Origin of the sequence: Arthrobacter sp. NPDC080073 (assembly GCF_040686575.1) — a bacterium.
Classification (GTDB): Bacteria; Actinomycetota; Actinomycetes; order Actinomycetales; family Micrococcaceae; genus Arthrobacter.
Map to the genome: position 1 here is coordinate 130,914 of NZ_JBFBKR010000001.1, position 26,329 is coordinate 157,242.

25 protein-coding genes and 1 pseudogene are annotated in these 26,329 nt (G+C 64.6%); 8 read left to right on the plus strand and 18 right to left on the minus strand.

Annotated features, from left to right (window positions below):
* Nucleotides 1–38: 38 nt before the first annotated feature.
* A complete protein-coding gene (locus AB0O52_RS00620) occupies nt 39–1,655 on the minus strand; it encodes a cation acetate symporter (protein ID WP_364531871.1) in 1,617 nt (538 codons plus the stop codon).
* Entirely contained in the window at nt 1,652–2,029 is a 378-nt protein-coding gene (locus AB0O52_RS00625) for a DUF485 domain-containing protein (protein ID WP_364531874.1), read from the minus strand. Before AB0O52_RS00625 ends, AB0O52_RS00620 begins: the two co-directional genes overlap by 4 nt.
* Nucleotides 2,030–2,192: 163 nt before the next feature.
* Here AB0O52_RS00625 and AB0O52_RS00630 point away from each other — a divergent pair, with 163 nt between their 5' ends.
* From AB0O52_RS00630 to AB0O52_RS00645, 4 genes are read left to right on the plus strand one after another with little or no spacing between them, the layout of a single operon-like run.
* Nucleotides 2,193–3,359 (plus strand): histidine kinase, encoded by a 1,167-nt coding sequence (locus AB0O52_RS00630; protein WP_364531877.1) that lies wholly within the window; start codon nt 2,193–2,195, stop codon nt 3,357–3,359.
* Between the two features lie 15 nt (nt 3,360–3,374).
* Complete coding sequence (locus AB0O52_RS00635) at nt 3,375–4,094, plus strand: LytTR family DNA-binding domain-containing protein (protein WP_284983986.1); 720 nt, start codon at nt 3,375–3,377, stop codon at nt 4,092–4,094.
* Nucleotides 4,091–4,453 (plus strand): hypothetical protein, encoded by a 363-nt coding sequence (locus tag AB0O52_RS00640; protein WP_364531880.1) that lies wholly within the window; start codon nt 4,091–4,093, stop codon nt 4,451–4,453. The genes AB0O52_RS00635 and AB0O52_RS00640 overlap by 4 nt, the downstream gene beginning before the upstream one ends.
* A complete protein-coding gene (locus AB0O52_RS00645) occupies nt 4,450–5,922 on the plus strand; it encodes a cation acetate symporter (protein WP_364531883.1) in 1,473 nt (490 codons plus the stop codon). The genes AB0O52_RS00640 and AB0O52_RS00645 overlap by 4 nt, the downstream gene beginning before the upstream one ends.
* Nucleotides 5,923–5,963: 41 nt before the next feature.
* Here AB0O52_RS00645 and AB0O52_RS00650 read toward each other — a convergent pair whose 3' ends face one another.
* The 6 genes from AB0O52_RS00650 to rpsB form a co-directional block, all read right to left on the minus strand.
* Entirely contained in the window at nt 5,964–6,548 is a 585-nt protein-coding gene (locus AB0O52_RS00650; RefSeq protein WP_364531886.1) for a DivIVA domain-containing protein, read from the minus strand.
* 21 nt (nt 6,549–6,569) lie between these two features.
* A complete protein-coding gene (locus tag AB0O52_RS00655; protein ID WP_364531889.1) occupies nt 6,570–7,493 on the minus strand; it encodes a phosphatidate cytidylyltransferase in 924 nt (307 codons plus the stop codon).
* On the minus strand, nt 7,493–8,050 hold the full coding sequence (gene frr / locus AB0O52_RS00660) for a ribosome recycling factor (protein WP_364531892.1): 558 nt from the start codon (nt 8,048–8,050) through the stop codon (nt 7,493–7,495). The genes AB0O52_RS00655 and frr overlap by 1 nt, the downstream gene beginning before the upstream one ends.
* Nucleotides 8,051–8,152: 102 nt before the next feature.
* Entirely contained in the window at nt 8,153–8,890 is a 738-nt protein-coding gene (gene pyrH, locus AB0O52_RS00665) for a UMP kinase (RefSeq protein WP_364531895.1), read from the minus strand.
* A gap of 150 nt (nt 8,891–9,040) precedes the next feature.
* Nucleotides 9,041–9,877 carry a translation elongation factor Ts gene (tsf, locus tag AB0O52_RS00670; protein ID WP_364531898.1) on the minus strand — a complete coding sequence of 279 codons (837 nt, stop codon included), beginning with the start codon at nt 9,875–9,877 and terminating at the stop codon, nt 9,041–9,043.
* 120 nt (nt 9,878–9,997) lie between these two features.
* Nucleotides 9,998–10,876 carry a 30S ribosomal protein S2 gene (gene rpsB, locus AB0O52_RS00675; protein WP_364531901.1) on the minus strand — a complete coding sequence of 293 codons (879 nt, stop codon included), beginning with the start codon at nt 10,874–10,876 and terminating at the stop codon, nt 9,998–10,000.
* A gap of 435 nt (nt 10,877–11,311) precedes the next feature.
* On the opposite strand from rpsB, the pseudogene AB0O52_RS00680 reads away from it, so the two are divergent.
* Nucleotides 11,312–11,824: pseudogene (locus AB0O52_RS00680) on the plus strand (M23 family metallopeptidase); the annotation flags it as partial.
* A gap of 15 nt (nt 11,825–11,839) precedes the next feature.
* Here the strand turns inward: AB0O52_RS00680 and AB0O52_RS00685 are convergent.
* Nucleotides 11,840–13,030: an acyl-CoA dehydrogenase family protein gene (locus AB0O52_RS00685; RefSeq protein WP_364531904.1), complete on the minus strand. Its 1,191-nt coding sequence runs from the start codon at nt 13,028–13,030 to the stop codon at nt 11,840–11,842.
* An 86-nt stretch (nt 13,031–13,116) separates the two neighbouring features.
* Complete coding sequence (locus AB0O52_RS00690; RefSeq protein WP_364531907.1) at nt 13,117–14,034, minus strand: alpha/beta hydrolase; 918 nt, start codon at nt 14,032–14,034, stop codon at nt 13,117–13,119.
* 84 nt (nt 14,035–14,118) lie between these two features.
* Here AB0O52_RS00690 and AB0O52_RS00695 point away from each other — a divergent pair, with 84 nt between their 5' ends.
* Nucleotides 14,119–14,997 carry an SGNH/GDSL hydrolase family protein gene (locus AB0O52_RS00695; protein WP_364531909.1) on the plus strand — a complete coding sequence of 293 codons (879 nt, stop codon included), beginning with the start codon at nt 14,119–14,121 and terminating at the stop codon, nt 14,995–14,997.
* A 233-nt stretch (nt 14,998–15,230) separates the two neighbouring features.
* Entirely contained in the window at nt 15,231–16,643 is a 1,413-nt protein-coding gene (locus AB0O52_RS00700; protein WP_364531912.1) for a polysaccharide deacetylase family protein, read from the plus strand.
* 15 nt (nt 16,644–16,658) lie between these two features.
* Here AB0O52_RS00700 and rfaE2 read toward each other — a convergent pair whose 3' ends face one another.
* Nucleotides 16,659–18,209 carry a D-glycero-beta-D-manno-heptose 1-phosphate adenylyltransferase gene (gene rfaE2 / locus AB0O52_RS00705; RefSeq protein ID WP_364531915.1) on the minus strand — a complete coding sequence of 517 codons (1,551 nt, stop codon included), beginning with the start codon at nt 18,207–18,209 and terminating at the stop codon, nt 16,659–16,661.
* A gap of 119 nt (nt 18,210–18,328) precedes the next feature.
* Between rfaE2 and AB0O52_RS00710 the strand changes: the two genes are divergently transcribed.
* Nucleotides 18,329–19,510: a glycosyltransferase family 9 protein gene (locus AB0O52_RS00710; RefSeq protein WP_364531918.1), complete on the plus strand. Its 1,182-nt coding sequence runs from the start codon at nt 18,329–18,331 to the stop codon at nt 19,508–19,510.
* A gap of 32 nt (nt 19,511–19,542) precedes the next feature.
* On the opposite strand, the gene AB0O52_RS00715 is transcribed toward AB0O52_RS00710, so the two are convergent.
* The 7 genes from AB0O52_RS00715 to AB0O52_RS00745 all read right to left on the minus strand — a co-directional run bounded on the left by AB0O52_RS00715 (nt 19,543) and on the right by AB0O52_RS00745 (nt 26,299).
* Nucleotides 19,543–20,271 (minus strand): SDR family oxidoreductase, encoded by a 729-nt coding sequence (locus tag AB0O52_RS00715; RefSeq protein ID WP_364531921.1) that lies wholly within the window; start codon nt 20,269–20,271, stop codon nt 19,543–19,545.
* 61 nt (nt 20,272–20,332) lie between these two features.
* Complete coding sequence (locus AB0O52_RS00720; RefSeq protein WP_364531924.1) at nt 20,333–21,727, minus strand: PfkB family carbohydrate kinase; 1,395 nt, start codon at nt 21,725–21,727, stop codon at nt 20,333–20,335.
* Nucleotides 21,724–22,326 (minus strand): SIS domain-containing protein, encoded by a 603-nt coding sequence (locus AB0O52_RS00725; protein WP_364532676.1) that lies wholly within the window; start codon nt 22,324–22,326, stop codon nt 21,724–21,726. Before AB0O52_RS00725 ends, AB0O52_RS00720 begins: the two co-directional genes overlap by 4 nt.
* Nucleotides 22,327–22,364: 38 nt before the next feature.
* Entirely contained in the window at nt 22,365–23,642 is a 1,278-nt protein-coding gene (locus tag AB0O52_RS00730) for a glycosyltransferase (RefSeq protein ID WP_364531927.1), read from the minus strand.
* Nucleotides 23,643–23,676: 34 nt separating this feature from the next.
* On the minus strand, nt 23,677–24,630 hold the full coding sequence (locus tag AB0O52_RS00735; RefSeq protein WP_364531930.1) for a glycosyltransferase: 954 nt from the start codon (nt 24,628–24,630) through the stop codon (nt 23,677–23,679).
* Nucleotides 24,627–25,721, minus strand: a complete 1,095-nt coding sequence (locus tag AB0O52_RS00740; RefSeq protein WP_364531933.1) for a glycosyltransferase family 9 protein — start codon at nt 25,719–25,721, stop codon at nt 24,627–24,629. The genes AB0O52_RS00735 and AB0O52_RS00740 overlap by 4 nt, the downstream gene beginning before the upstream one ends.
* Nucleotides 25,718–26,299, minus strand: a complete 582-nt coding sequence (locus tag AB0O52_RS00745; RefSeq protein ID WP_364531936.1) for an HAD-IIIA family hydrolase — start codon at nt 26,297–26,299, stop codon at nt 25,718–25,720. The genes AB0O52_RS00740 and AB0O52_RS00745 overlap by 4 nt, the downstream gene beginning before the upstream one ends.
* Nucleotides 26,300–26,329: the final 30 nt, after the last annotated feature.

Consider the following 26,329-nt stretch of genomic DNA (forward strand, 5'->3'; position numbering starts at 1 on the left):
CTGTATGCGGGAGGGATCGCTGTGTTGAACCGGTACTCCTAGTGGTTCACCGCTTTCTCGGCTCCTACGCCGGTCAGGGAACGGACTTCCATCTCGGCCTGCTTCGCCGTGTCTTCGCGCCGCTTGTCCACCACGGTTCCGAGCCAGCCAAGCAGGAAAGCGAGCGGAATGGACACGATTCCCGGGTTGCTCAACGGGAAGACCGCGAAGTTGGCACCCGGGATCATTGACGTCTTGGCACCGGAAACAACGGGCGACAAGGCAATGAGGACGATGGCAGCCGTCAGTCCGCCGTACATGCTCCAAATCGCACCCTGGGTGGTGAACTTCCTCCAGAACAGGGAGTAGACGATGGTCGGCAGATTCGCTGACGCCGCCACCGCGAAGGCGAGCGCCACGAGGAAGGCTACGTTCTGGCCATTGGCGAAAATACCGCCAAGGATCGCAAGGATCCCGATGACCACCACAGTGCGCCGGGCCACCTTGACCTCGGTCCCGGCGTCGGCCTTGCCCTTGGAAATGACGTTCGCATAGATATCGTGCGCGAACGACGCCGCTGCCGTGATGGTCAGGCCGGCCACCACCGCAAGGATGGTGGCGAACGCGACGGCCGAGATGAAGCCCAGCAGCAACGGGCCGCCCAGGTGGAAGGCGAGGAGCGGTGCAGCGGAGTTCACCCCGCCGGGGGCCGACTTGATGGTGTCGGCTCCCACGAGGGCTGCCGCGCCGTAGCCGAGGACCAGGGTGAACAGGTAGAACAAACCGATCAGCCAAATGGACCAGACCACCGATTTGCGGGCTTCCTTCGCCGTGGGCACCGTGTAGAAGCGCATCAGCACGTGCGGCAGGGCGGCCGTGCCGAGGACGAGTGCCAAGCCCAGGGACAGGAAGTCCAGCTTGGAGCTCTCGGTCTTGCCGTACTGCAGGCCGGGGTTCAACACGTTGGGGTTCTTTGCTGAGTCCGCGGCAGCACCCAACAGGTTCGACAGGTTGAAGCCGTAGATGGAAAGCACCCAGAGTGTCATGACTGCCGCACCGCAGATGAGCAGCACCGCTTTGATGATCTGGACCCACGTGGTGCCCTTCATTCCTCCGATCAGCACGTACATGATCATGAGGGCGCCGACGACGACGATCACCAGGGCTTGTCCGCCCCAGTCGCTGATGCCCAGGAGCAAGGAGATGAGGCTTCCGGCGCCGGCCATCTGTGCCAGCAGGTAGAAGAAGCAGACGGCCAAAGTGGAGAGGGCCGCGGCGATCCGCACCGGGCGCTGGCGCAGCCGGAAGGAAAGCACATCGGCCATGGTGAACTTGCCCGTGTTGCGCAGCAGCTCGGCGACAAGGAGCAACGCCACAAGCCATGCGACGAGGAACCCGATGGAGTACAGGAAGCCGTCGTAGCCGTTGACAGCGATTGCCCCGGTGATCCCGAGGAAGGAAGCTGCGGAAAGGTAGTCTCCGGCAATGGCAGTGCCGTTCTGCGAACCGGTGAACGAACGCCCGGCGGCATAGTAGTCAGCGGCCGTTTTGTTGATCCGGCTGGCCCGGAAAACGATCACCATGGTGACCAGGACGAACAGGGCGAAGATGCCCATGTTCAACAGCGTGGTGTCCTTAAGGGCGGCGACGTTGACCATCGGGACCATGGCGCTCATTTCGCAGTCCCCCTCACCGTGCTGCCCTTGTCGAACTCATGGCCCTCGATCTCACTCCGGATTTCCGCGGCGATCGGGTCCAGTTTCCGGTTGGAGTAGTGAACGTACCAGGCCGTAATTCCGAAGGTTGAGACGAACTGCAGCAGGCCCAGGACAAGGCCGACGTTGATGTTGCCCCACAGCTTGGTGGACATGAAGCCCACCGCGTAGTCGGCCAGCAGGACATATGCGAAATACCAAAGCAGGAACGCGATGGCCATTGGAAAGACAAAACTACGGTGGCGCTTGCGGAGCTCCTGAAACTGCCCCGTTTGCTGGACTTCCTGGAAATCCACGGACGCCGCTGCGTCCGGTGTCTGGGCCTCGTTACCCATGGCTTCCTCCTGTTGTGGGTGCCTACATCGACCACGCGCTCCGGGTCGATGTGACTGGAATCACTATCCGCCGCGCAGCTGCGCCACTTCCAGATTCGCCGGCATAGGCGTCGCCCAGTGGACGCGTTGCTGCGCCGAACGGCGGGTTCGCTAGTCTTGCTCCATGCCGGATTCCCCGCTCGTCACTGCCGCCGCCATCGCGGTCATCGTGCTCGCCGTGGCGGTGGTCGTCGGGGTCGGCCTCAAGGTGATCCGTTCCTTCCGCGAGCTGGGAACCGACGCCGAGAGGGCCACGTACCAGACGCTGCACGCGGCGTCGCGCGCAGGACAGCACCTGCGCACCGGGCTCCACGCGGCGGGAGCGGCCAAGGCGAGCAAGCAATTGCGTTCCCTGCTTGGCTGCGACGCCCTGGCGATCACGGACACCGAGTCCGTCCTGGCATGGGACGGCGCAGCAGAAGAACTCAAAGCCGTGCTGATGGAGCTCGCCGCGGGAGTTCTCTGCGACGGACGGACCGTGGTTGTCCCGGCTTCGCACGCCCTGAACGCCGTCGTCGCGCCGATCAGGGCCGGAAACCGCGTGGTGGGAGCCGTCGCGGCCTTCGCACCGCAAACCGGTGCCGGGTTGGTCCGGGCGACAAGCGAGCTGGCCGACTGGGTTGCCGTGCAGGTGGAGTTGGCCGAACTCGACGCCTCCCGCACCTTGCTCATGGAGGCCGAGGTCCGGGCCCTGCGCGCACAAATCAGTCCACACTTCATCTACAACTCGCTCAACGCCATCGCCTCGTTCATCAACACCGATCCCGCCAGGGCGAGGGAGTTGGTGGTCGAGTTCGCGGATTTCACCCGGTACTCCTTCCGCCGCCACGGCGATTTCACCACCTTGGCGGAGGAACTTCGGAGCATCGACCGCTACTTGCTGTTGGAGAAGGCACGCTTCGGAGACCGGGTGCAGGTGAGCCTCAGGATCGCGCCCGAAGTCCTGAGCACGGTGATTCCTTTCCTGAGCCTGCAGCCGCTCGTGGAAAACGCGGTGCGCCATGGGCTTGAAGCGAAGGAAGGACCGGGGCACATCACGATCTGTGCCAACGACTCCGGGGCCTTCGCGGAGGTCACCATCGAGGACGACGGCGTGGGCATCGATCCGGAACACCTGCGCTCGGTCCTCGCGGGGCATGCCGACGGAGACCACGTTGGACTGCGGAATGTCGATGCCCGCCTCCGGCAGGTTTATGGCGACGAACACGGCCTCGTCATCGAGACCGCGCCGGGCGAAGGCACCTTGATCACCATGCGCGTGCCCAAGTCCCAGCCGAGCCATGATGCCTGAGGCTAATCTATAACCATGATCAACGTACTCGTCGCGGACGACGAGCTCCCCGCCGTTGAAGAGCTCGCCTTCCTGCTGGGTCGGGACGAGCGCATCGGTGCCATCCACCGCGCAGCCTCTGGCGCCGAGGCCCTCAGCGCCCTCGAAACCGAATCCGTGGACGCGGTCTTCCTGGACATCCATATGCCCGCGCTTTCCGGCTTGGACATCGCCCGCGCCATCTCGCGCAGCCCCCGCCCTCCCGCCGTCGTCTTCGTCACCGCCGACGAAGACTGTGCGCTCGAGGCGTTCGAACTGGCCGCCGTCGACTACCTGCTCAAGCCGGTGCGTGCCGAACGCCTGGCGCGTTCCATCAGCCGCATCAGCGAGCTCATCAAGGACGGCAGCAAGGTGCCGGAGATGATCACGGTTGACCAAGGCGGAACAACCAGGATGATCCGCAGGGACGACGTCAGCTACGTCCAGGCCCAGGGAGACTACGCCCGGCTGCACACAGCGGAGGCGAGCTACCTGATCCGGGTACCCCTGAGCGATCTCGAACAGCAGTGGGCGGGAGCCGGATTCATCCGCATCCACCGTTCCTATCTGATGTCCCTCAACCACGTGGGGCACATGAAACTCGCGGCGGCACGTCCAAGTGTCACGGTGGCCGGAGCCGAACTGCCGATCAGCCGCAGGCACCTTCCGGCCGTGCGGGACAAGCTCGAGGCCACCCGGATCCGGCCGCAAGGATGACCCGCGTCAGGGTCACGGCCCCGCAGTCTGCTGCCAGGATAGCCCCGAAGCGTCCGTACCATTCGGGCGAAGCTGCCGAGGACTCGGACGTCGGGCAGGTCTTCGTCCGGTCTCTCATCCGTTCGCAGCTGCGCCTGGCTGTGGTTGTGGCTTCGGGATTCCTGCTGGTGCTCGCCGCCTACGGCTCCATGGTGGCGCTGGTGCCCCAGCTCGCGCAAATGCGGATTCTGGGCGTTCCGGTAAATTGGATCATCCTCGGAGCGGCGCTTTATCCCGTGATCGGCTTGAGCGCATGGCTGTACAACCGCTCCGCGGCAAGGAACGAAGCCCGCTATCGCGATCTTGTGGAGGAGAAATGAATCCCGCCGTCGGGCTCGCCGCTTTTCTGGGTGTGGCGCTAGCGACCGCGGCGATCGGCTTCTACGGCCTGCGCATTTCGCGCACCACGGGCGACTTTTACGTTGCATCCCGCACTGTCCGCCCATGGTGGAATGCCTCGGCGATCGGCGGCGAATACTTGTCGGCAGCGAGTTTCCTGGGCGTCGCGGGGCTGATCCTGTTGACCGGAACGGACGCACTGTGGTTCCCCGTGGGCTACACGGCGGGCTACCTGATGCTGTTGCTGTTCGTGGCCGCCCCCTTGCGCCGATCGGGCGCCTACACGATTCCGGACTTCACGGAGGCCAGGCTCGAGTCGAAAGCCGTCCGCCGGGTGACGAGCCTTGTTGTGGTTGCTGTCGGGTGGCTCTACATCGTGCCGCAGCTTCAGGGCGCCGGGCTCACGATCCGGATCAGCACGGGATTGCCTTCCTGGGTGGGCTCCGTCGCCGTCGTCGCGGTGGTCTGCGTGACGGTAGTGGCCGGCGGGATGCGCTCCATCACATTCGTCCAGGCTTTCCAATACTGGCTCAAATTGACGGCATTGGCCGTTCCTGTGGTGTTCCTGCTGCTGAACCAGGCGGGCGGCGGCTCAGCCGTCCTTGCGGAGGCATCCAGCAATCCCACGGGCCTCCCTGCAGCCGGGCTTTACCAGACTGTCTCGCTCCTGGTGGCATTGCTTTTCGGAACACTGGGACTGCCCCACGTCCTTGTCCGCTTCTACACCAACCCGGACGGCCAATCGGCCCGCCGGACCACCCTCATCGTGCTGGGCCTGTTGTCGGTCTTCTATTTGTTCCCGACGGCGTCCGGCCTCCTCGGGCGGGTCTTCGCACCTGAGCTTGCACGCAACGGACGGCCCGACGCCCTGGTCCTGCTGCTGCCTGGAAAGCTGCTGGGCGGAGTGCCCGGCGATCTGCTGTCGGCATTGGTCGTTGCCGGTGCGTTTGCGGCCTTTCTCTCGACGACGTCGGGACTGGTGGTTTCACTGGCCGGCGTCATCAGCCAGGACCTTCTTGGTGGCAGCGTGCGCGGATTCCGGGTGGCCGCCCTCCTGGCTGCCGCCGTCCCCCTGGCTTTTGCGTTCACGACCGATTCCATGGCCTTGGCCGGCAGCGTAGGGCTGGTGTTCGCTTTCACCGCGTCCACCATTTGTCCGGTCCTGGTGCTGGGCATTTGGTGGCGCGGCCTGAGCGACTCGGGAGCGATTGCCGGCATGCTGACGGGAGCCGTCCTGTGCGGTGGTGCGCTTGTTTCAAGCACGATCATCGGTCCGGCCGCACCCGGATGGATTGCCCAGCCTGCGGCCTGGACGGTGCCGGCGGCCTTTGCCGTGATGGTGCTGGTCTCGCGGGCCACGAAACACCGTGTCCCCGGGACGGTGACCCGGCTGATGACCAGGCTTCATGTCCCGGAACGGCCGGTGGCCACGGAGCGCCAGCTCCGCTAGTCGATCGCCGCCGAAGGGCGCGGGAGTCCCGCCTGGGTTTGCTAGTCGATCGCCGCCATGAGTTCGACGACCCGGTCGAGGAAGGCGTCAACCTGCGCCTCTTCGTAGCCGTCGCGCCCGCGGGCCTCGGAGAAAGTGGCCCGGCGGACGTTGTCGACGCTCAGCGGTTTATCGTTCTCCAGGTAACCGATCAAGGAGACGCACAAGGCGTCGACTTCGGCGATGTTGTAGCTGCGCGCACGCTTCTTGTCCGGCCGGCGGAAACGTTCGCCATCAGGCCGGTGCAAACGGCCGCGCAAGACTCCGGAGAGTTTGCCGATCTTCAGCAACCAGGCTTCCTCGCCTTCGGCCGCTATCAGCTCGTCGCGTTCACGCCGGGCAAAGGCATCTTCGAGGCGGTCCAATGCGGCGTCCACAGCGGTGGCGTCGTAGCCGCCCTTGACAGGGTCAAACGAAACCGCGCGGACATCGCTGCTGCCGATTTTCTCCGATGCCTCGGCCCGGTTTTCAAACGACTTCCGGGCGCGCTGGAAAAACTCGTCCACTTGCCTTGCGTTGTAGCCATACTTGCTGTGCGCCACGCGCTCAAATGCTGCGGGGATCTGGCGACGAATGTCCACTGCCACTGCTTTCCTTCTGGGTGGTTGTCAGGCGCCGCTCAACAGCGCGAAAAGAATATATGCTGCAGGAGCCGCGAAGACGATCGAGTCGAGGCGGTCCATGACCCCGCCGTGACCGGGCAGGATGCTGCTCATGTCTTTGACGCCAAGTTCGCGTTTGACCATGGATTCCGCGAGGTCACCGGCGGTAGCGGCGGCAACCATGCCTACCGCAAGCACCACGCCGACCCACCACGGCCTGCCCAGGACGAAGATGCTGGCGAGGATCCCGATGACCATGGCGCCTGCCACCGAGCCGGCGAACCCTTCCCAGGACTTTTTGGGGCTGATCTTGGGAGCCATCGGATGCTTGCCGAACAGCGCCCCGACGAGGTACCCGAAAGTGTCGTTGGACACTACCAGCAGCAACATCACCGCAATCTGCCAGGCACCTGCCGGAACCTGCCCATCGGGCCAGGGACCCGCCGTCGTCGCTCCCCCGCCTGTATGGAGAGGCAGGATGGCAAAGCTGATCAGGAAAGGCACCCACGCAAGCGTGAAGATTCCGGAGAAGACACTGCGCGGAGCTCCGGGAGCGCTTTCAAGGGAACGCCAGAGCAGGACTGCGGTGCTGCTCAGCACCATCGCGAAGAGCAGGCTTTCGGTGCCGCCGAAGTAAGCCGCCAGCGGCATCGCCACGGTACCGGTCAACACGGGGATGATCGGCATCCTGGTGCCCTGGGCTTCGAGCGCACGGAAAATTTCCCAGACGCCGAGGACGGCAAACGCGGTGGTCAGGAGAACGAACCCCAGCGGAAGGAACAGCAGCCCGCCGAGAACGGCAAAGAGCATGGCGAGCCCGACGCCGATGGCGGCCGGAAGATTCCGGCCGGCCTTGGGCGTCGGGTTGCCTCGTTGGCGTCTGGCGCGTGTGGGAATTCCCTGCAAGGGCGCCGGCTCAGCCTCGCTCATCAGACCTCGAGCAGCTCGGCTTCCTTGCGCTTGAGGAGCTCGTCGATACCATCGACGTGTGCCTTGGTGATGGCGTCGAGCTCCTTCTCGCCGCGGGCGCCTTCGTCTTCTCCGGCTTCGCCGTCCTTGACGAGCTTGTCCAGCGAATCCTTGGCCTTGCGACGGATGCTTCGGATGGTGACCTTTGCGTCCTCACCCTTGCCCTTGACGATCTTGACGTATTCCTTGCGGCGTTCCTGGGTGAGCTCCGGGATGGTGATCCGGATGACGTTGCCGTCATTGGACGGATTGGCGCCGACCTCGGAGTCGCTCAGGGCCCTCTCGATGTCGCGCATCGCCGTCTTGTCATAGGGCGTGATGAGGATGGTCCTGGCGTCCGGAATCGCGAAGGAAGCCAGTTGCTGCAGCGGTGTGGGGGTGCCGTAGTATTCCACGATCACCTTGCTGTACAGCCCGGGGTTCGCGCGACCGGTACGGATCGTCGCGAAATCCTCCTTGGCTACCTCGACCGCCTTGTCCATCTTTTCCCCGGCTTCGAGCAAGGTTTCTTCGATCACGGTTTCTCCTCAGAAATAGTCGCGCCCCGGTCCACGGGCCGCAATGCACAATAAATTTCCGCCCCTGAGGGCGGAAGAGTCCTAGAAATATCCTAGCCCTTGCTAGGGGGTGACCATCGTGCCCAGCTTTTCGCCGAGAATGGCCCGGGTGACGTTCCCTTCGCCTTCCATGCCGAAGACGACCATGGACAAATCGTTGTCCTTGCACATGGTCATGGCGGTCTGGTCCATGACGCGGATGTCGCGGCGCAGGGCCTCGTCGTAGCTGAGCCGTTCGAGCTTCTCAGCCGTGGGATCCTTCTTGGGATCCGCGGTGTATACACCGTCCACACCGCTCTTTGCCATGAGCACGACGTCGGCGTGCACTTCGAGTGCGCGCTGGGCGGCCACAGTGTCTGTGGAGAAGTACGGAAGGCCTGCGCCCGCACCGAAGATGACCACGCGGCCCTTCTCCATATGGCGGATGGCACGGCGCGGAATGTAGGCCTCGGCTACCTGGCCCATGGTGATGGCGCTCTGCACGCGGGTCTCGACGCCGGCTTGTTCCAGGAAATCCTGGAGGGCCAGGCAGTTCATGACAGTGCCGAGCATTCCCATGTAGTCGGCGCGGGAGCGGTCCATGCCGCTCTGGGACAGTTCGGCGCCGCGGAAGAAGTTACCGCCGCCGACGACGATTGCCACCTCGACCTCGGAAACAGCGGCCGCGATTTGCTTGGCGATGGCGCGGACGGTTTCCGGGTCCACTCCAAGCTTTCCGCCGCCGATGACCTCGCCGGACAGCTTCAGCAGTACACGACGACGGGTCTTCTCCGGATGGAGTGCAGTGTTCTCGGTTTCCATGGTGCCTTCCCGTTTGTGGACTCTGGCTAGATTATCTTGCTGGGGGCCGGGCAGAAAGCTGCCGGCTGTAGATGCAGTCAGTCGGTGCGGGCCTGCCGTTGCATGCAAAAGGGGCGGCCACCGAAGTGACCACCCCTTTTGTATATCTGACTAGTTTCCGACGCGGAAACGGGCAACGGCAGTTGCCTTGACGCCGGCCTCTTCGAGGACCTGTGCAACGGTCTTCTTCGAGTCCTTGGCGAATGCCTGGTCCAAGAGAACTTCGCCCTTGTAGAAGCCCGTCACGCGGCCTTCGACGATCTTGGCGAGAGCGGCTTCCGGCTTGCCTTCAGCCTTGGCGGTCTCTTCGGCGATGCGGCGCTCGGACTCGACCAGTTCGGCCGGGACATCTTCGCGGCTCAGGTAGTTCGGGGCCATGGCTGCAACGTGGACAGCGACGTCGTGGGCTGCGGTAGCAGCAGCGTCGCCCTCGCCGTCAACGGCGAACAGGACGCCGACCTGGGCCGGGAGGTCCTTGGAGGTCTTGTGCAGGTAAGCGTCAACCGTGCCGCCTTCAATGCGGGCAATACGGCGGACAACAACCTTTTCGCCAAGAACGGCGCCTTCTTCGACGACAACCTCGGAAAGGGGCTTGCCGTCGACATCGATGGCCAGCAGGGTCTCGAGGTCGGCAGCGCCGGACTCGACGGCGACAGCCAGGACCTTGTCGGCCAGCTGGATGAACTTGTCAGCCTTGGCGACGAAGTCGGTCTCGCAGTTGACCTCGATCATTACGCCAACGCCGCCGGTGACCTTGGCTGCAACCAGGCCTTCGGCGGTGGAGCGGCCTTCGCGCTTGGTAGCGCCCTTGAGGCCCTTGATGCGGATGATCTCGATGGCCTTCTCGGCGTCGCCGTTGGCCTCGTCAAGAGCCTTCTTGACGTCCATCATGCCGGCGCCGGTGCGCTCGCGCAGGGCCTTGATGTCAGCAGCAGTGTAGTTCGCCATGTGAACCCCTCTGTCTAGAAATTTATGTGTTTACGGACTGACAGGACGGCAGCCCACCTGGTGGGCCGCCATCCTGTCAGTAGCTCCCCGCACCGGAATCGGTGCGGGGAAGGTCCGGATTTACTTGTCTGCTTCGGCTTCGCCGGCAGCAGCTTCGGTGGCCTCGGCGGCCGGGGCTTCGACAGCTTCCGCAGCCGGAGCTTCGGCGGCCGGAGCTTCAGCGGCCTCGGCCTTGCTGCCTTCGAGGAGCTCGCGCTCCCACTCAGCCAGCGGCTCTTCCGGGGCCTCTGCAGCACCGGTTGCGCGCTGGTTACGGGCGATGAGGCCCTCAGCAACGGCGTCGGCAACCACGCGGGTGAGCAGGTTTACGGAGCGGATGGCGTCATCGTTACCCGGGATCGGGAAGTCAACTTCATCGGGGTCGCAGTTGGTGTCCAGGATGGCAACAACCGGGATGTTCAGCTTCTTGGCTTCGTCAACAGCCAGGTGTTCCTTCTTCGTGTCAACAACCCACAGAACGGAAGGAGCCTTGGTCAGGTTGCGGATACCACCGAGGTTGGTTTCCAGCTTGGTGAGTTCACGCTTGAGGAGCAGGAGCTCCTTCTTGGTGTAACCCGAGCCTGCGACGTCCTCGAAGTTGATCTCTTCGAGTTCCTTCATGCGCTGGATGCGCTTGGCAACGGTCTGGAAGTTGGTGAGCATACCGCCCAACCAACGCTGGTTGACGTACGGCTGGCCAACACGGGTAGCCTGCTCAGCAATTGCTTCCTGGGCCTGCTTCTTGGTGCCGACGAACAGGACGGTGCCGCCGTGGGCGACAGTAGCCTTGACGAACTCGAAAGCGCGGTCGATGTAGGACAGCGACTGCTGAAGGTCAATGATGTAGATGCCGTTGCGCTCCGTGAAGATAAATCGCTTCATCTTCGGGTTCCAACGACGGGTCTGGTGTCCAAAGTGGACGCCGCTGTCAAGCAGCTGGCGCATAGTTACGACGGGCATGCCGACGCTCCTTCCGACAGGTCATTCATGAGAGAGCCACACGGGCCGCTCTTACCCTGCCAATAGTTGACGGTTAATTAGCCGGACCCGAACGGGCCTTGGCTCCTGGCATCCATTGCACTTCTCATCCGGCCAATGACTCGCCGGACCGCAAGAGGCACAATCCTCCGCAGCACTGAATCCACGGGGATTCGCAATTGGAGGGTTGGATACGCGTAGTCAGCCTGGGACCCCCGCGCAACTGAATGAGAAGCGCTCCTGAACAAGCTTGAGGGCACAGCAAACTGCTCCACCAAGTGTACTACAGCGCCTTCAGCCTCATGACCGCAGAAGCCCCGGGTTCAGCTTGTGTCCTCCGGCAGATTTCCGGGACCGTTTTCCACATAGCCGAACTGGCCGCTTTCGCACCCTGCGGCGCCCGCGAAGGCTTGCTCCATGGGAACTTCACATCTTCCGGCCTGCATTCTTTTGCTTATCGCCCTGGGCGCGGCGCCTGCCGTTGCATCCGGTCCGCCGGGCATGGCCGTCCCGCCCGGCACCCACCCGGAGTGGGGGTGGCCGCTCTCCCCCAAGCCCGCCGTCGTGCGCGGCTTCGACCCCCCGGACAAGCCGTGGTTGAGCGGGCACCGCGGCGTGGATCTACAAGCAGCGGACGACGGCGCCACGGTCGCCTCACCCGCCGACGGCACCGTGAGCTTCGTGGGTGTCGTGGTGGACCGGCCGGTGATCGTCATCGACCACGGGGGCGGCCTACGGAGCAGCTTTGAGCCCGTGGACAGCGAACTAGCAGCGGGTACCGCCGTGAGCAAGGGCCAAGCCATCGGCGTAGTGGGAATCGGCCACTGCGCCGGATCGCCGTGCCTCCACTGGGGAGTCCGGCATGGGCAGGACTACGTCAATCCGCTTGCCTTCGTCACGGATCTCCGCCCGTCCGTGTTGCTGCCTCTGGACGATTGGCTGCCCCTAGACGATGGCGGAAATCCCCGTGATGGCCCGCCCCGTGACAAGGGTGTTGATTTCGTGGGTGCCTTCGTAGGAGTAGATAGCCTCGGCGTCGGCGAAGATCTTGGCCATCTCGTAGTCCGTGACGATGCCGTTGCCGCCCAGGATTCCCCGGCCCAGCGAAACGCTTTCGCGCATGCGGGCCGTGGTGAAGGCTTTCGCCAAAGCGGATTGTTCGTCCTTGGCCAGACCGGCATCTTCAAGCTGCGCGAGTCGGACCATCATGCCCATGGAGCTGACTGTGTTGCCCAGGATCTGCACGAGTTGTTGCTGCACCAATTGGAACGATGCCAGGGGCCTCCCGAACTGCATGCGGTCAACCGCGTAGCGGCGGGCGACATCGAATGCCGCAAGCTGCTGGCCCACAGCCTGCCACGCGACCGAAAGCCGCGTGACCTTGAGGACCTTGTTGGTGTCCCTGAAGCTGTTGGCATGGGCCAGTTTGAAAAAGTCCGGGACCACCACGTTCTCAAGGGTGATATCGGCATTCTGGACAGTCCGCAGCGAGATCTTGTTCTCGATCTTGCTGGCCGTGAATCCGGAGAGGCTTGTGTCCACCAGAAAGCCCTTGACCTGGTTGTCGCCGAGGTCGCGGGCGAAGACCACAACCCAGTCCGAGAAGGTGGCGTTGCCGATCCAGCGCTTGGCCCCGTTGAGTATCCAGTTGCCGCCGTCGCGGCGCGCCGTGGTCCGGGTGCCGCCGGCAACGTCCGAGCCGCCTAAGGGCTCGGTCAGCCCGAAGGCGCCGATTTTCCTGAGGGAGTAGATGTCCGGCAGCCAGGCGTCCTGTTGCTCTTGAGATGCCAACGCCTCGATGGAACCAGTGAACAAGCCATCGTGAACGCCCATGAACGTGGCGATCGAGGCATCGGCGCGGGTTGCCTCTGCGTGGACCAGGCCAGCGAAAAGGTTGGAATAGCCCTGCCGCCTCACCGGGCTGACCAGGTCAATCTCGGCCAGCTTGGGGATCAGGCCCATGGGGAACTCGCCACGGTTCCAGCAATCGACAGCAATCGGCTTGACTTCACGGGCAAGGAAACCCCGGATCTCAGCCAGCCGGTCTTGTTCCTTGCCCGTGAGCATTTGCTCAAAGCCGTAGAAGTCGCCGTCGGCGTACGGGAGATTCTCGAGGTCGATTGCTGCCTTGGACATGGCGCTCCTTTGCATAAGTTACTGGTGAGTAACTTACCGCACTGGCAGTCCCAAGACAAGCAACCAGGCATCCCGGGCCGAGCGATTCAGCCTGCTGTGCCCAGCCGGGCTCGAAGCCATGCGTCGATGTGTCCGAGAGCGGCTCGGGCCATCGGCGTCGCGTGTCCGGTGAATCCGTGAGGGGAGGCCGGATAGATACGCAGGTCGACATCGACACCGGCGTCCGACATCCGTGCGGCCATGGCGAGATTGTCTTCCAGAAGGATGTCCTCGCTGCCGATCACGATCAGGATGGGCGGTAGCTCCGCGAGCTCGGCGAAGAGCGGCGAGATGTCCGGGTGGGTGCGATCCGGAGTAGTTCCCGCATAGGCGTCAAGAAAATACTCGTCGGCGATCAGGCGTCCGGCTGGAGTCTTCGCGGCGAGGTCATAAGTGCCGAACTGCAGCACGCCGCCACTGAAGGCCCTGACCCGGCGGTCGCGCAAGCGCACAAGCGTAGACACCGCCAAGGTCGCACCGGCAGAGAAGCCACCGATAGCGAGGTTCGCGGTACCAAAACGATCTTCGGCGTGCTCTACCAGCCACAGCGCTGCCGTCTCGCAGTCGTCGGGTGCGGATGGCCATGGGTGTTCGGGAGCGAGCCGGTAATCCACGCTGACCACTGCTATACCCAGCGAATCCGCAAGCCGCCTGTTGCGAACGTCGCTTCCGGCCGCCGAGCCCATGTAAAAGCCGCCGCCGTGGATTTCCAGGAACACGCCGGCTACCGGCGTGCTGACCGGCATATGGATCCGCACCGGGACACTTCGGCCAAGTGCGCTTGCCAGCTCTGTGGTTGGCCGCGGATCACACTCTGCAGGTGCCGCCGATCCCGCTCGGAATGCGAGCAGCTCTTCCCGGTTGCCCGGACCGCGGCCGGCTGGCCGGCCGGCGTAGAACGCGCGGGATTCATCGACGAGTGACCACAGTTCGCGATCGATCAGCGAGGGCAATTTGAAGCTCACAATATGACTTTAGGGTGTGCATCCGGCACGTGAACAAGGCAGCACGCCGTGGCGCGTTCGGCCCGGCAGGTGCAGTATGGGGGGATGAACGCTACCGGCGCCGATGGTCCGCCGCAGGGGGGCCCTGTTCATTCCGGGGCCCGCCTGCACCCGTGGAGCCGCTATGTGGCGCTCGGTGATTCGTTCACCGAAGGAGTGGGAGATCCGGAGCCGCGCAGCCCGGGAGGCCTGCGGGGCTGGGCGGACCGCGTCGCGGAAGAACTGAGCGCCGGACACGAAGATTTCGCGTACGCGAACTTGGCAGTCCGCGGAAGGTTGCTCCATCAGATCCTGGACGAGCAGGTGGGCCCGGCGCTGGCCCTGAAACCGGATCTGATCACTCTCAATGCCGGGGGCAATGACCTGATCTTCCGCAGGAGCGATCCCGACAAACTCGCCGTGCGGATGGATGCCGGCGTGCAACTCCTGGCCTCGACCGGGGCAACAATCGTACTTTTCGCCGGCCCGGACTGGGGCGCTACGCCGGTCCTGGGACGGACCCGCGCCAAGGTGGCCATCTTCAACGAGAACCTGCGCACCATCGCCGCGCGCCACGATGCGGTCATCGCCGACCTCTGGGCCCTGCGAGAGCTCACCCACCCCCGGATGTGGGATCCGGACCGGCTGCACTTCTCGCCCCTGGGGCAGCACACCATCGCGATCATGGTGCTCAATACCCTCAACGTCCCCCACACCCTGGAACCGATGACACCGAAAGACCTTCCCGCGCGAAGCTGGCGGGAAGCAAGGACCGATGACATTATCTGGGCACGCGAGCACTTGTTCCCCTGGGTCCTGCAACGCCTCAAACAAGGAATCTCCGACGACGGGCGGCACGCGAAGCGGCCGGATCCGGGCCCGGTGTTCGGCGCCTGGATGCCGCCCGGGACGTTCGTGGAAAACGATCCAACGGCAACTAACTAGCTACATCAGGACGGCTACCTAACGCAGTGACAGAAAGAACGAGTGTTGACCACTCGTTTTTGCGGCGACCGGTCAGTCGTAGCCTCTAAAGTACGCGTGTGTGAAGTAATCACAACCGGGTGCCACCCGCCGGAACCCAAAGCGGACTCCCTTTTCGAGCGGCGCCTTCCTGGAAAATCAACGAAGGATCACCCAGCTTCTGGTGCGTTATCCGGGCTGGGGAGGAGTTGACCATGAGGACCACGGATAAGCAACGGGAGGCAGCTGTATCGCGGCTCGAGGGCCGTGCGCGGCCGGACCTCACAGGAATTCTGCCCGCCAAGCACTTTCGCAAGCGCTGGACCGCTTTTGGCAGCACGGCGCTGATTGTTGCCGGCCTGCTGGCCGGGGTGGGTTTCGCCGCACCGGCGCATGCTGCCCCGAACACGGTGGTGTCACTGACGTTCGATGACGGCAACGCGGACCAGTTGACGGCCGAAGGCACGATGAAAAATTTGGGCCTGGTCGGCACGTTCTTCATCACCACCGGGTGGATCGACCAGCCCACTTACCTGACCACTGCAAACCTGCAGCAAATCGCCGCCGACGGCAACGAGATCGGCGGCCACACCGTCACCCACCCGGATCTTGTGTCCCTGACCCCCGCCGAGTCGACACGGCAAATCTGTAACGGCCGCGTGGCGCTGATGAACATGGGCTTCAAAGTCACCAGCTTCGCTTACCCGTTCGCTTCCGAAAACCCGGCAACCGAAGCCTTGGTGAAAGGGTGCGGGTTCAACAGTGCCCGCGGCCTGGGCGACGCGGCGAGCAAGGATCCGGCCTCGGCGACGCTTCCGGCGGCGGACACGATCCCGCCCGCCAATCCCTACGTGACTGTGGCACCGGATGAGGTGGACCGCACGTGGACCCTGGCGAATCTGGAGAACCAGCTGACCCACGCCCAGACAACCACCGGCGGCTGGGTCCAACTGACCTTCCACCACATCGCCGTCGGCACGGACCCCACGCTGACCATCACCCCGACCCTGTTCAACCAGTTCGCCACCTGGCTGGCCCAGCAAAAGGCGGCCGGTACGGTCGCCGTGCAGACCGTGGACCAGGTCGTTGGCGGCACCCAGCAGCCCGCCGTCCCCGGCCCTGCCGTACCTCCGCCACCCCCTCCGGGGACGAACATGATTCAAAACCCCGGCTTGGAGACCCTGGTCAACACGATCCCGCAGTGCTGGGCCGCCGGCGGGTATGGCACAAATACCCCCACCTTCGCCGTTGTTTCCCCAGGCCACACCGGTACGAACGCCGAACAGCTCACCCTGACCGGCCGGTCGTCAGGGGACGCGAAACTCCTGCCCGCCCTGGACCTTGGCGGCTGCTCACCGACCGGCACAACCGGACATAGATATCAGCTGAAGGCCTGGTTCAAATCCACTGCGCCGACCCAGTTCGAGCTCTATTACCGCATCGGTAACGGGTATTGGAAGTACTGGACCGCAAGCCCCTTGGTCCTCGCCTCGGCGAACTGGACCCAAATCACCTGGACCACCCCTCCCCTGCCGGCCGGTGCCTCGGGGATCAGTTGGGGCCTGAACATCCAAACCAACGGGACCATCACCACCGACGACTACGAGATGTATGACATCGGCCCCTGATTCCCGAGATCGGGGTCAGCGGCGACTTTTGATGCGGCGGACGACCGCGGACGTGGAATAGTCAGGCACGTAGTCCAGGATCACCACCCGACCACCGCACCTTTCGACCACCGGGGCTTCCTCCAGGCTCCCCGCTTGGTAGTCGCCGCCTTTCGCATAGACATCTGGCCGGAGCGCCTCTATCAAGGGTATGGGCGTATCCGAGTGGAACACCGTGATGTAGTCCACGCAGCGGAGCGATGCCAGAAGGGCCGTCCTGTCCTCCAGCCGGTTGACGGGCCGGCCCTCGCCTTTGAGCCTGCGCGTGGACTCATCCCCGTTGACCGCGACGACCAGGACGTCCCCCAGCTCCTTGGCCTGCTCAAGGTAACTCGTGTGGCCGCGGTGCAGCACATCGAAAACGCCGTTTGTCAGCACGATCCGCAGACCATGGGCGCGGGCTACGGAAACCTCACGCATCAACGTTCCGGGGTCGACCACCTTACCCGGAATGTCACTCAGGCGGTCAGAGAGATCCCTCAGTGAACACACTGCGGTCCCCGGCCGGTGGACTGCCACGTCTGCGGCCACTTGCGCCAGGTCTGCACTCAAGCGCAGTGGTAGCCCGCTGGCCGCGGCCACGGTCAATGCGGCCACGAACGTGTCTCCCCCGCCACTGGCCTGCTTGTTCGGCACCGGATGGGCCCACGTTCGGTGGGCCTGCGCGGCCCCTTCAGCTGCGCCGGCGCTTTCTACCAGGACCGTTCCCTCGCGGTCCAGGGTTACTACTACGTTCCTCGACCGTGTCCTCGACAAGATGATCGGCGCTACTTCCCGCGCCCAGTCGACTCTGCGGTCCGTCTCGACATCGCGTCCCGCCAGCCGTGCGGCCTCCGCAGCATTCGGCGTGACCAGATCCGGTTCCAAAGGCGCCCACCGAGAGGCATCATGGGCGTCCACCACGAACATTGGATTTTGCGGCGCCCAGCTGCGCAACTCGGAGGCGAGTCCGAGCGGCAAGAGCTCCTGCCCGTAATCGCAAACAACCACTGCCCGGGAATCAGGCAGCACTTCCCGGGCGACGGCGACCATCTCGCCTTGTGCCTGGCCGAGCAGCAGAGTCTCCGCTGTCCCGGCCCGGCGGCGTGCACCGTCGTCGAACCTGAGGAGCAATTGATCCTCGCTGGACAACCGTGTTTTGCTTTGGGTCCTGAGGCCCGGCACGGTGATCACCCCCCGTGTGCCTACTCCGGCTTCCGTGAGGAGCCGGCGGAGCAGCCGGCCGCCGTCGTCGTCCCCGATCAGCCCCAGGAGGGAAACCTTTGCGCCCAAGGCCGCCAGGTTCACGGCCGTGTTGGCTCCTCCCCCCGGGCTGTATTCGCGGTTCAAGACATCGAACACCGGAACCGGGGCCTCCCGACAGAGCCGGTCGATGGACCCGGACCACCAACCATCGAGGATGAGTTCTCCGAGCACCACCACATGCGGGCGGCAGGCAGCGATGTCCATTGGAAGCCTCGGATCCAGGGAGCGCCGGCCGGCAATGCGGCGGAAAACGCCGGCGTCGAAGGTGTCAATGGCGTTCATGAATCCCACCCCCCGGAAGCTTGATAGCCCGTGTGGCCGCCGCGGCAAGCGACGGCGGTCCTTGACGGCAGCTGCGCCCTGGCCCTTATGGTGAAATTCCCGGTGTGAGGCAGGCTTCCATGGAAACACGTCCTATAGAGATCGATCCGCGTCGGTTCTGGCCCCAGGCGGGCTACGGCGACCTCTTCCCGGATGTGCGTCGAATTGGTGTTCTTCGAGGCGGGGGGCTGGGCGACCTGATTTTCGCGCTTCCCGCCATCGCCGCATTGTCCGCCGCTTACCCCGGCGCGTCCCTCACTTTGCTGGGCAGTGATGTCCATCGTTCCCTCGTGGCTGCCTGCGACACGGAGATTGAGGATGTGGAAGTGCTTGCCGACGGTTGGGACGGCTCCGCCGCGCCCTCCGGGCCGGGGGGCCCGCGATCCGGCGGCCGCGCCAACGATGGGTTGGAAGCCGCGGTCGCCCGGCTCCGGGGTCGGAGCTTCGACCTCTTGGTGCAGTTGCACGGCGGAGGACGCCAGTCCAATCCGTTCGTGCACCGCCTTGGCGCAAAACACACGGTCGGATGCGCCACACCTGAGGCAGCGAAGCTTGAGCGCAGTCTCCCCTATCAGGTATCGCAACCTGAAGTACTCCGCTGGCTCGAGGTGGCTTCGTTGGCCGGAGCGCAGCCTGTTGTTCTTGAACCGGTACTGAAGGCCAAGGCGCGGCCCTCGGCCCGACTGGGTGGAAACGAGCCCCGGCCTGTCGGACAGCCGGGAGTAGTGGTCGTCCACCCTGGCGCAAGCGATCCGCGTCGGCGCTGGCCTGCGGGATCTTTCGCACAGGTCGTGGCGGCCGTGGCCCGCGCCGGCTACGACGTGACCATCGTTGGCGGCGAAGAAGATGCGGCGACGGCGGAGGAGATCCGCGAGCACGCGCGTGTGCTCCTCCAAGGCTCGGCTTCGGCCCAAAGAGGTGCCGGCCTGGTCACCGCAACGGCCGGTCGCTCCGCCCTCGCCGACGTGGTGTCCCTCCTGTCTCATGCCACGGCCTTCCTTGGCAACGACAGCGGCCCAAGGCACCTGGCACAAGCCTTGGGTTGTCCTACCGTGGCCATCTTCTGGGGTCCGAACGCGATCAATGCCGCCCCCTTTTCCCGTGCCCGTCACGGCATCCACCTCGGGTGGCGAACGACGTGTCCGGTGTGCGGCGCCGCATCGGCGTTGGGAACCGGGCGTTGTCCTCATGATGTTTCCTATGTGGACGACGTTTCACCGGAAGCTGTATACGCAGATCTTTCACGTTTCCTCCTCCAGTAGCCCCGGTTCCAAGGCCCGCGTGACCCACGGCTTCACGGCCACGAGTCTTCGCCGCTAGGACAAATGAGCAGCTCCCGGATTTCGCAGCCTTTCGGCTGCCCGAGCGCGAAAAGCACTGCATCCGCCACCTGCGCCGGATCGTTCAGCGAGGACGGATCGGAAGGCTTGTACTTCTCCTCCCGGTCATCGAAGAATGCCGTGTTCATCCCGCCGGGAATGAGGGTAGTGACACCGATCTGCCCGCGGGTTTCCGCCGCCAGTGCGCGGCTGAAGCCGATGACGCCGAACTTGGATGCGCAATACGCCGTGGCCTCGGGGAGCGCACGGAGCCCCAAAGTCGACGCAACGGTAACCACGCGCCCATTTGCTGACCGTTTGAGCCACGGCATGGCAGCCCGCACGACCGAGGCGGTTCCGAGAAGGTTGACGCCGATCACTTTGTCCCAGTCCCCGGGGGCCACGTCCTCAAGACGGCCGCACCGATCAATTCCTGCTGCGGTGACCACCGCGTCGAGCCCGCCGAAGGCATCTGCGGCGCTCGCGACGACGTCGGGCACCGCGCGTGGGTCCGACACGTCGAGCGCGAATCCGGCCCTCCGTGAACCATTCCCGTTGCTGCCACTCGCCGCACTGACATCCAGGACCACCGCGTTTCCGCCTGCTGACAGGACGCCCTGCACTACAGCGGCCCCGAGTCCGGACGAACCACCCGTCACCAATACCGTCCGTCCGGCGAGCTTTCCTTGCGTTTCCGTCTCCATGTCCAGCCTCCCTGTTGGATGTTCACCTTTATTCGCGTCGACCATCATGGCCCTCGCCGCCCTACCCGATCTTTTCGAGGACGGCTGCCAGCTGCGTCGTGGAACGGTCGGGGTGATGGGGCAATGTCACCGTGCGTCCTCCCCACTGCTCCAACAACATCGATTCCGGCAACCGAGTCCCGGCGTAGTCTCCGCCCTTGATCCACAAGTCGGGGCGGATTTCGGCAAGGACCTGCTCCGGTGTGTCCTCCTCGAAGACCGCAACGGCGTCAACGCACCTGAGTGCGAGCAACAACTCGACCCTGTCCCGCAGACCGATCACAGGGCGCCCAGGCCCTTTGAGCCGCCTTACGGACTCGTCCGAGTTCAGGCAGACAATCAAACAATCACCGAGCCGCCTGGCGGCTTCGAGGGTGCGGACATGGCCGGCGTGGACAAGATCGAAACAGCCTCCGGTGGCAACCACGGTCCCGTGCCGGGACCGTACTCGACGGGCGAGTTCGACCGCCGCAGATCGCGATTCCCACTTGTCTGCGTCATACACCTCCTCGGCCTTCGCAACATGGCCGACCCCTCCGGAGTCCAGGAATAGAGCGGCCTCGGTGACTGCCGCCTGCACTGCTTCCGGCATGGACTCGCGAGCTGCCAGTTGCAGGGCCAGGGAAGCGGCGAATCTGTCACCGGCGCCGCACGGATCCACGACTGAAACGGACGGAGCGGGGATCATCCGTGGGACACTTGGCCCGCTCGACGCCGCAGGTTCGCCCGGATGTTCCAACAACAGGGCGCCCAACTCACCGAGGGTCACCACCACGGAGCCGCTGGACCATCGTTCGAGAAGCTGTTCCGCGGCAGCGGCCGCGGACACGGCTCCGTTGGCGGGGATGCCGCTGAACCCTGCGGCCTCGGCCGCGTTCGGCGTTACCGCGGCCACTCCGCGAACCGGCTGGGCACCCGCTGGATGCGGATCCCAGATGATAGGTATCCGCTCTGCGAGTGCCTCAAGGCGGGATCGGAGCCGCGGATTGCGCGTCAACCCGCGGCCGTAGTCTGACACAACGATGGCGTCCATTTCGTCCAGCGGGGACAACAGATAGTCACCCAGCTCAGGAACAGGAGCTGTTCCGCATCCGGTGTCGATTCGCACCACTGCCTGGTCAGCCGCTCTAACCCTGGTTTTGATGGGTGTTGGCCCCAGCAAGGGTGCTTCCGAAATAGCAACTCCGGCGAGCGCCGCCCGGATCTTCCCGGCCCACTCGTCCGCGGACAGAGCCGTGAGCAACCGGACCTCATGTCCATCCTCCAGCAGCATGGATGCCACCAGCCCGGCGCCGCCTGCCCGGTAGAGGGTTTCTTTGATGTCCACGATCGGTACAGGCGCGTCCGGGCACAGCCGCTCGGCGTCCCCGAACATATCGACGTCCAGCAGAACGTCACCAACCACCGCAATTTTCATAATTGCCCCACCAGCCTTTCCACGGCGGCGTCGAAGCACCCGCACAGCGCGTGCAGCGCGATCAGGTGGGCTTCCTGGACGTTTGGCGCCGGAGCGTTGACGCAGATGGCCTCGTCGACGACGTCGGCCAATGGATTTGGCGCAGGCCCGGTCAGGGCCCAGGTGGTTGCGCCCGCTTCTCTGGCCGCGCGTGCCGCCGCCAGGAGGTTGGGGCTTCTGCCACTGGTCGTCAGGAGGAGAAGCACGTCGCCCCTCCGGATATGCCCTGTTACCTGCCGTGCGAACACTGAGTCGTAGCCGTAGTCGTTCCCGATCGCCGTCATGGCGGAGCTGTCGCCGTGCAGGGCGATAGCGGAAAACGGCGGACGCTCCCCGGAATAGCGGCCCAGCAGCTCGGCGGTGAAATGCTGGACTTCTGCGGCAGATCCTCCGTTGCCGGCTGCAAGGATCCGGTGGCCGACTATGAGGCGGCGTGCCAGGTCTTCGCCCCATTCGGCCAGGCGGGAGGACTCCCGTCGCAGCGACGCCACCGCCGGGCCCACCTGAAAGAGGTGCTCAAGGACGACGTCCACGCCTTGGGGTGTGTGGGCGACGGGCATTCGGCGATTGCGTGGCAGTCGCCTTCCAACAGTCGTCATCACGCCCCGCTCCTTCCGAATCCACTGCCGTCCAATCTCACGACGCGCCGTCTGGATGCGCCGCCCAGCATCGATTCATAAACACGTTCCGTGTCTGCCGCGACGCGGCTCCAGGTATAGCGGTCCCGCACACGGGTCACGCCTGCACGCCCCATGGAGCGGGCCATATCCGGCTGGGAGAGCAATTCAGCAAGGGCCTCGGCAAGGGCGTCCGGGTCCTTGGGAGGAATTTGAAGGCCGGTGACGCCATGGGTAACTGTGTCCGAAAGCCCGCCAACGGCCGTCGCGATGACCGGGATGCCGCATCCCATCGCTTCGAGCGGAACAATCCCGAAGGGCTCATACCAGGGAGCACAAACCACGACGTCTGCGCTCCTCAGTACGGCCGGCATCCTTTCACGCGGCACCTGACCGGTGAATTTCACTTGCGTGGAGACACCGACGTCGGACGCGAGATTGCGCAGTCGGCGCACCTCAGGGTCCTCGTCCAACGCGTCGGCTCCCGCACCGCCCCCCACCACCCAGAGCTCGGCATTCCTGATGCCGCGCAGTGCCAAGCCAGAGAGCGACTGAATAACAGTGTCCACGCCCTTGCGTGGAACCAAGCGGCCGACGGTGAGGATCCGATACCCCTCGGGCCTGGGTTCGGCAGGTCCGTGGGGAGTGAACATCGCCGTGTCGACACCACACGGGACAATGGAGATGCGCGTGCGATCAACCCCGAGCCTTTTCAACTCGAAGACCTCATCAGTGCACGTCGCCACCACCCGGTCTACCGACTGTCCCACCCACGGCTCCATCCATTCGCGTTCCTTCGGGCTTGTGTCTTGGGGACCCTGATGGCGGCGCTTGACGCTGCCCAGGGCATGGAAGGTTTGCGCCATGTGCGGACTCTCTTCGGTGTCGGAGCCGAGCTGCTGAGTGGCCTCGATGCACGCAACCCCTGACATCCAGAAATGGCTGTGTGCCACCTCCGGGGCTCCGCCCCTCCAGTCCGCAGCGATTCCCTCCGCGAGGGCCGGCATGAAGGGAAGCAGTTCGTCCTTGGGGACGGGCTCAGGCGGACCGGCCGCCACATTGACTACCTCATATCCCTCGCTGAGCGTCACCCGGGCTGGCAATGCCCGGTTGTCCTTGCGGGTGTAGACCGTGACGTCGTGTCCGCGGACCGCAAGGGCCTTCGCAAGTTCGGCCACGTGGACGTTCTGGCCGCCGGCATCCACTCCCCCAATGGCTGCCAAGGGGCTGGCATGTTCCGAAATCATGGAAATCTTCATTCCGCTCTCCTTCCACGCATGGCTGCAGCGCAGATCACTGGCCCAGCACCAGATCCCAACGCTGTAGGAACATTTCGAGACCGTACTTCTCCAGGGCGGCCGCGCGGGCCGCCCGTCCGCAGGCCGCTGCGTAGTCCGGTTCGGCGATGAACCGGGCCGCAGCTTCCGTCAGTTCCCCCAAGTCGTCCGAGACGGCGCCCGCATCGGGCGGCACCGCCCTGCACGCTTCGGTAGCGGCTACGACAATAACCGGCATCGCCATGAACATCGCTTCCAGGAGGGACAGGCCCAGGGAAGTCCATCTGGCGGTGTGCAGGTATGCGCGGTTGTCCGCAAGCTTCGAATGAACGTCCGCTGTTGGCAGGTCTCCTTTCCATATCAGCCGCCCGGCGGGGAGGTTCAGCCTCGCGGCCGTTTCCAGGCCTCCGATGCCGAAGAGCTCTATTGGGGCGACTCCTGCAAAGGCCGGCAGGAGGTCAGTGCCTGTTATCCGCCACCGCCGGACGGGTTCGTTGATCATGACGCCGAGACCTTCGCGGCTCCCGGTGTAAAGCGCTCCGGGGTCGGGAATACCGTGTTCGATTACCACGGTCGGTGCCCGTCCGTTATCCCAGTACAGCCGGTTGAAATGGGTGACGTGGATTATCGGAATCCGATTCTGGCCGGCGAGCGGGTGAACGGAGTTGGTAGCGTGGGGCTTCGGGGTGTTGTGCTCCACATAGAAGGCAGGCAGATCCCGTCCCGGCGTCCGGCCGGTCAGGCGATTGGCGAAGTCCAGTTCCTCAGGGCGCTGCAGCACCACGGCATCGATGTCCATTCCTGCAAGATCTTCGGGAGAGACCTCAAGGACCGTCTCCGGCCAATTTCTCCCGGCCCGTCCAAGTCCCCAAGGGCCGCGATCAGGCGTCGTGGGCAGCAAATACTGGTGCCGGCCCCTGACGAAGGCGTCTGTCCAGCCGCCGTGGACGTGCCAGAGCAGGATCTTCATCGCCCCGCTCCCGACCGCGGGATGCCGCGTGATCCGAACGCGGCGCCTGTGCGCGAAGCGAGGCGGTGAACTGCCTCCACTACCCGTTCCGGAGTGATCGAACTGAGGCAGGGATGTCCCGGAACGGGACATTCCCTGGCCCGGGTCATCGCACAGGGGGCATCCTGGTCGCCGAGCAATTCGAGGGGGATCCCATACGGGGCCCAGTTCGCCGCCGCCGTCACCGGAGCGAAAAGGCAAACCACCGGAGTGTGGACGGCCGCCGCGAGGTGCGCCGGCCCCGTGTTGCCAGTGATCATCAGGGCCGCACCGGAGATGAGCTGGCCGAGTCCGGCGACGTCGGTCCGTCCGGCCAGGTTGTGCGCCCCTTTCCCCGCTATCCGGGCACATAAGGCGATATCGCCGGGGCCGCCTGTCACCAGGACGTCCATGCCTTCAGCGACCAACAGCCGAACGCATTCCGCGTAGTGCCCGGCGGGCCAGGTCCGTGCAGGAGCGTCGGCGCCGGGATGTACCACGACGTAAGGCGGCGTCGCTTCGGACTGCCAGAGCGCGGCGAGCTGGGAAGGCGGCACCCATGGTTCCGGCAACAGCACAGCGAGTGAGCCGTCGTCGTCGGCCCCCAGCTCAAAACCCGCCGCGCGGGCGACGGCGAGGCCTCGCTCCGGTTCGGGAAGCAGGTCCTCGACGTCGGTGCCTGGGCGGAGCCGTATGTCGAGGAGCGATCCCGGGTAGTCCTCGGAAATGGCAGTGATGTGCCTGACGCCTGCCATCCGCAGCAGGAGGGCGGTGGGGAGGGGAGACTGGTGGAAAGAAGTGAGGATCACCGCTTCGGCGGGCGGGTCTTTCAACAAAACCAGCAGTTCCGCCACGCTTGTTGTGGTCGCGGCCGGGGCTGGATTCGCTATCCAGGGACAATCCCAGACAATAACCCGTTCAACGCCGGGAAGGAGGCGGGCAGCCTCTTCCCCGCGGGGACCGCACAACATAGTCACCGTCCGGGGACCATGCGCCACCGCCCGCACGGCTGGCCCTGTCATCAGCATGTCGCCCATGCTGTCGAACCGCACGACCAGGGCTTCGTCCGTCATGGCGTGACCCGCCGGTCCCGGCCATCGGGGCCGTCCCCTTCCTGCTCCGCTTGAAGCATGGGCAGCACTGCCCAGAGGTCTTGGGCGACGCGCGGCGCCCGGCTCACCTCGACTTCAAGGGTCTCCCGTGTCGGCACGAGGATCCCCCGGCTGCCTGCGGCATGCGCGGCCGCGATGTCTGCACCGATATCTCCCACTACCGCGACTTCGTCCGGACGGAGCCCCAGCTCGGCCGCGGCAGCGAGGACCATGCCAGGCCGCGGCTTGCGGCAGGAACACCCGTCCGCAGGCCCGTGGGGACAGAACTTCCATACATCGAACGGCCCGAGCAGCGCGTCCACCTTCCGGTTGACCGCTTGCACTTGCTCCTTCGTGAGAAGCCCACGGGCGATTCCTGATTGGTTGCTGATCACGCCGAGTTTGACGCCGGTCCGGCGCAGTTCGCTGAGGAGGGCGCCGGCACCCGGCATGGGCCGAACGAGTGCCAGCTCTGAATTGTATGGAACGTTGACAATCAAGGTCCCGTCCCGATCGAAAAGTACGCCTCGAATCGACGTAGTTTTGCCGCGTCTCTCCATGACTCCCCCGGATTCCAGTCCGTACCATTG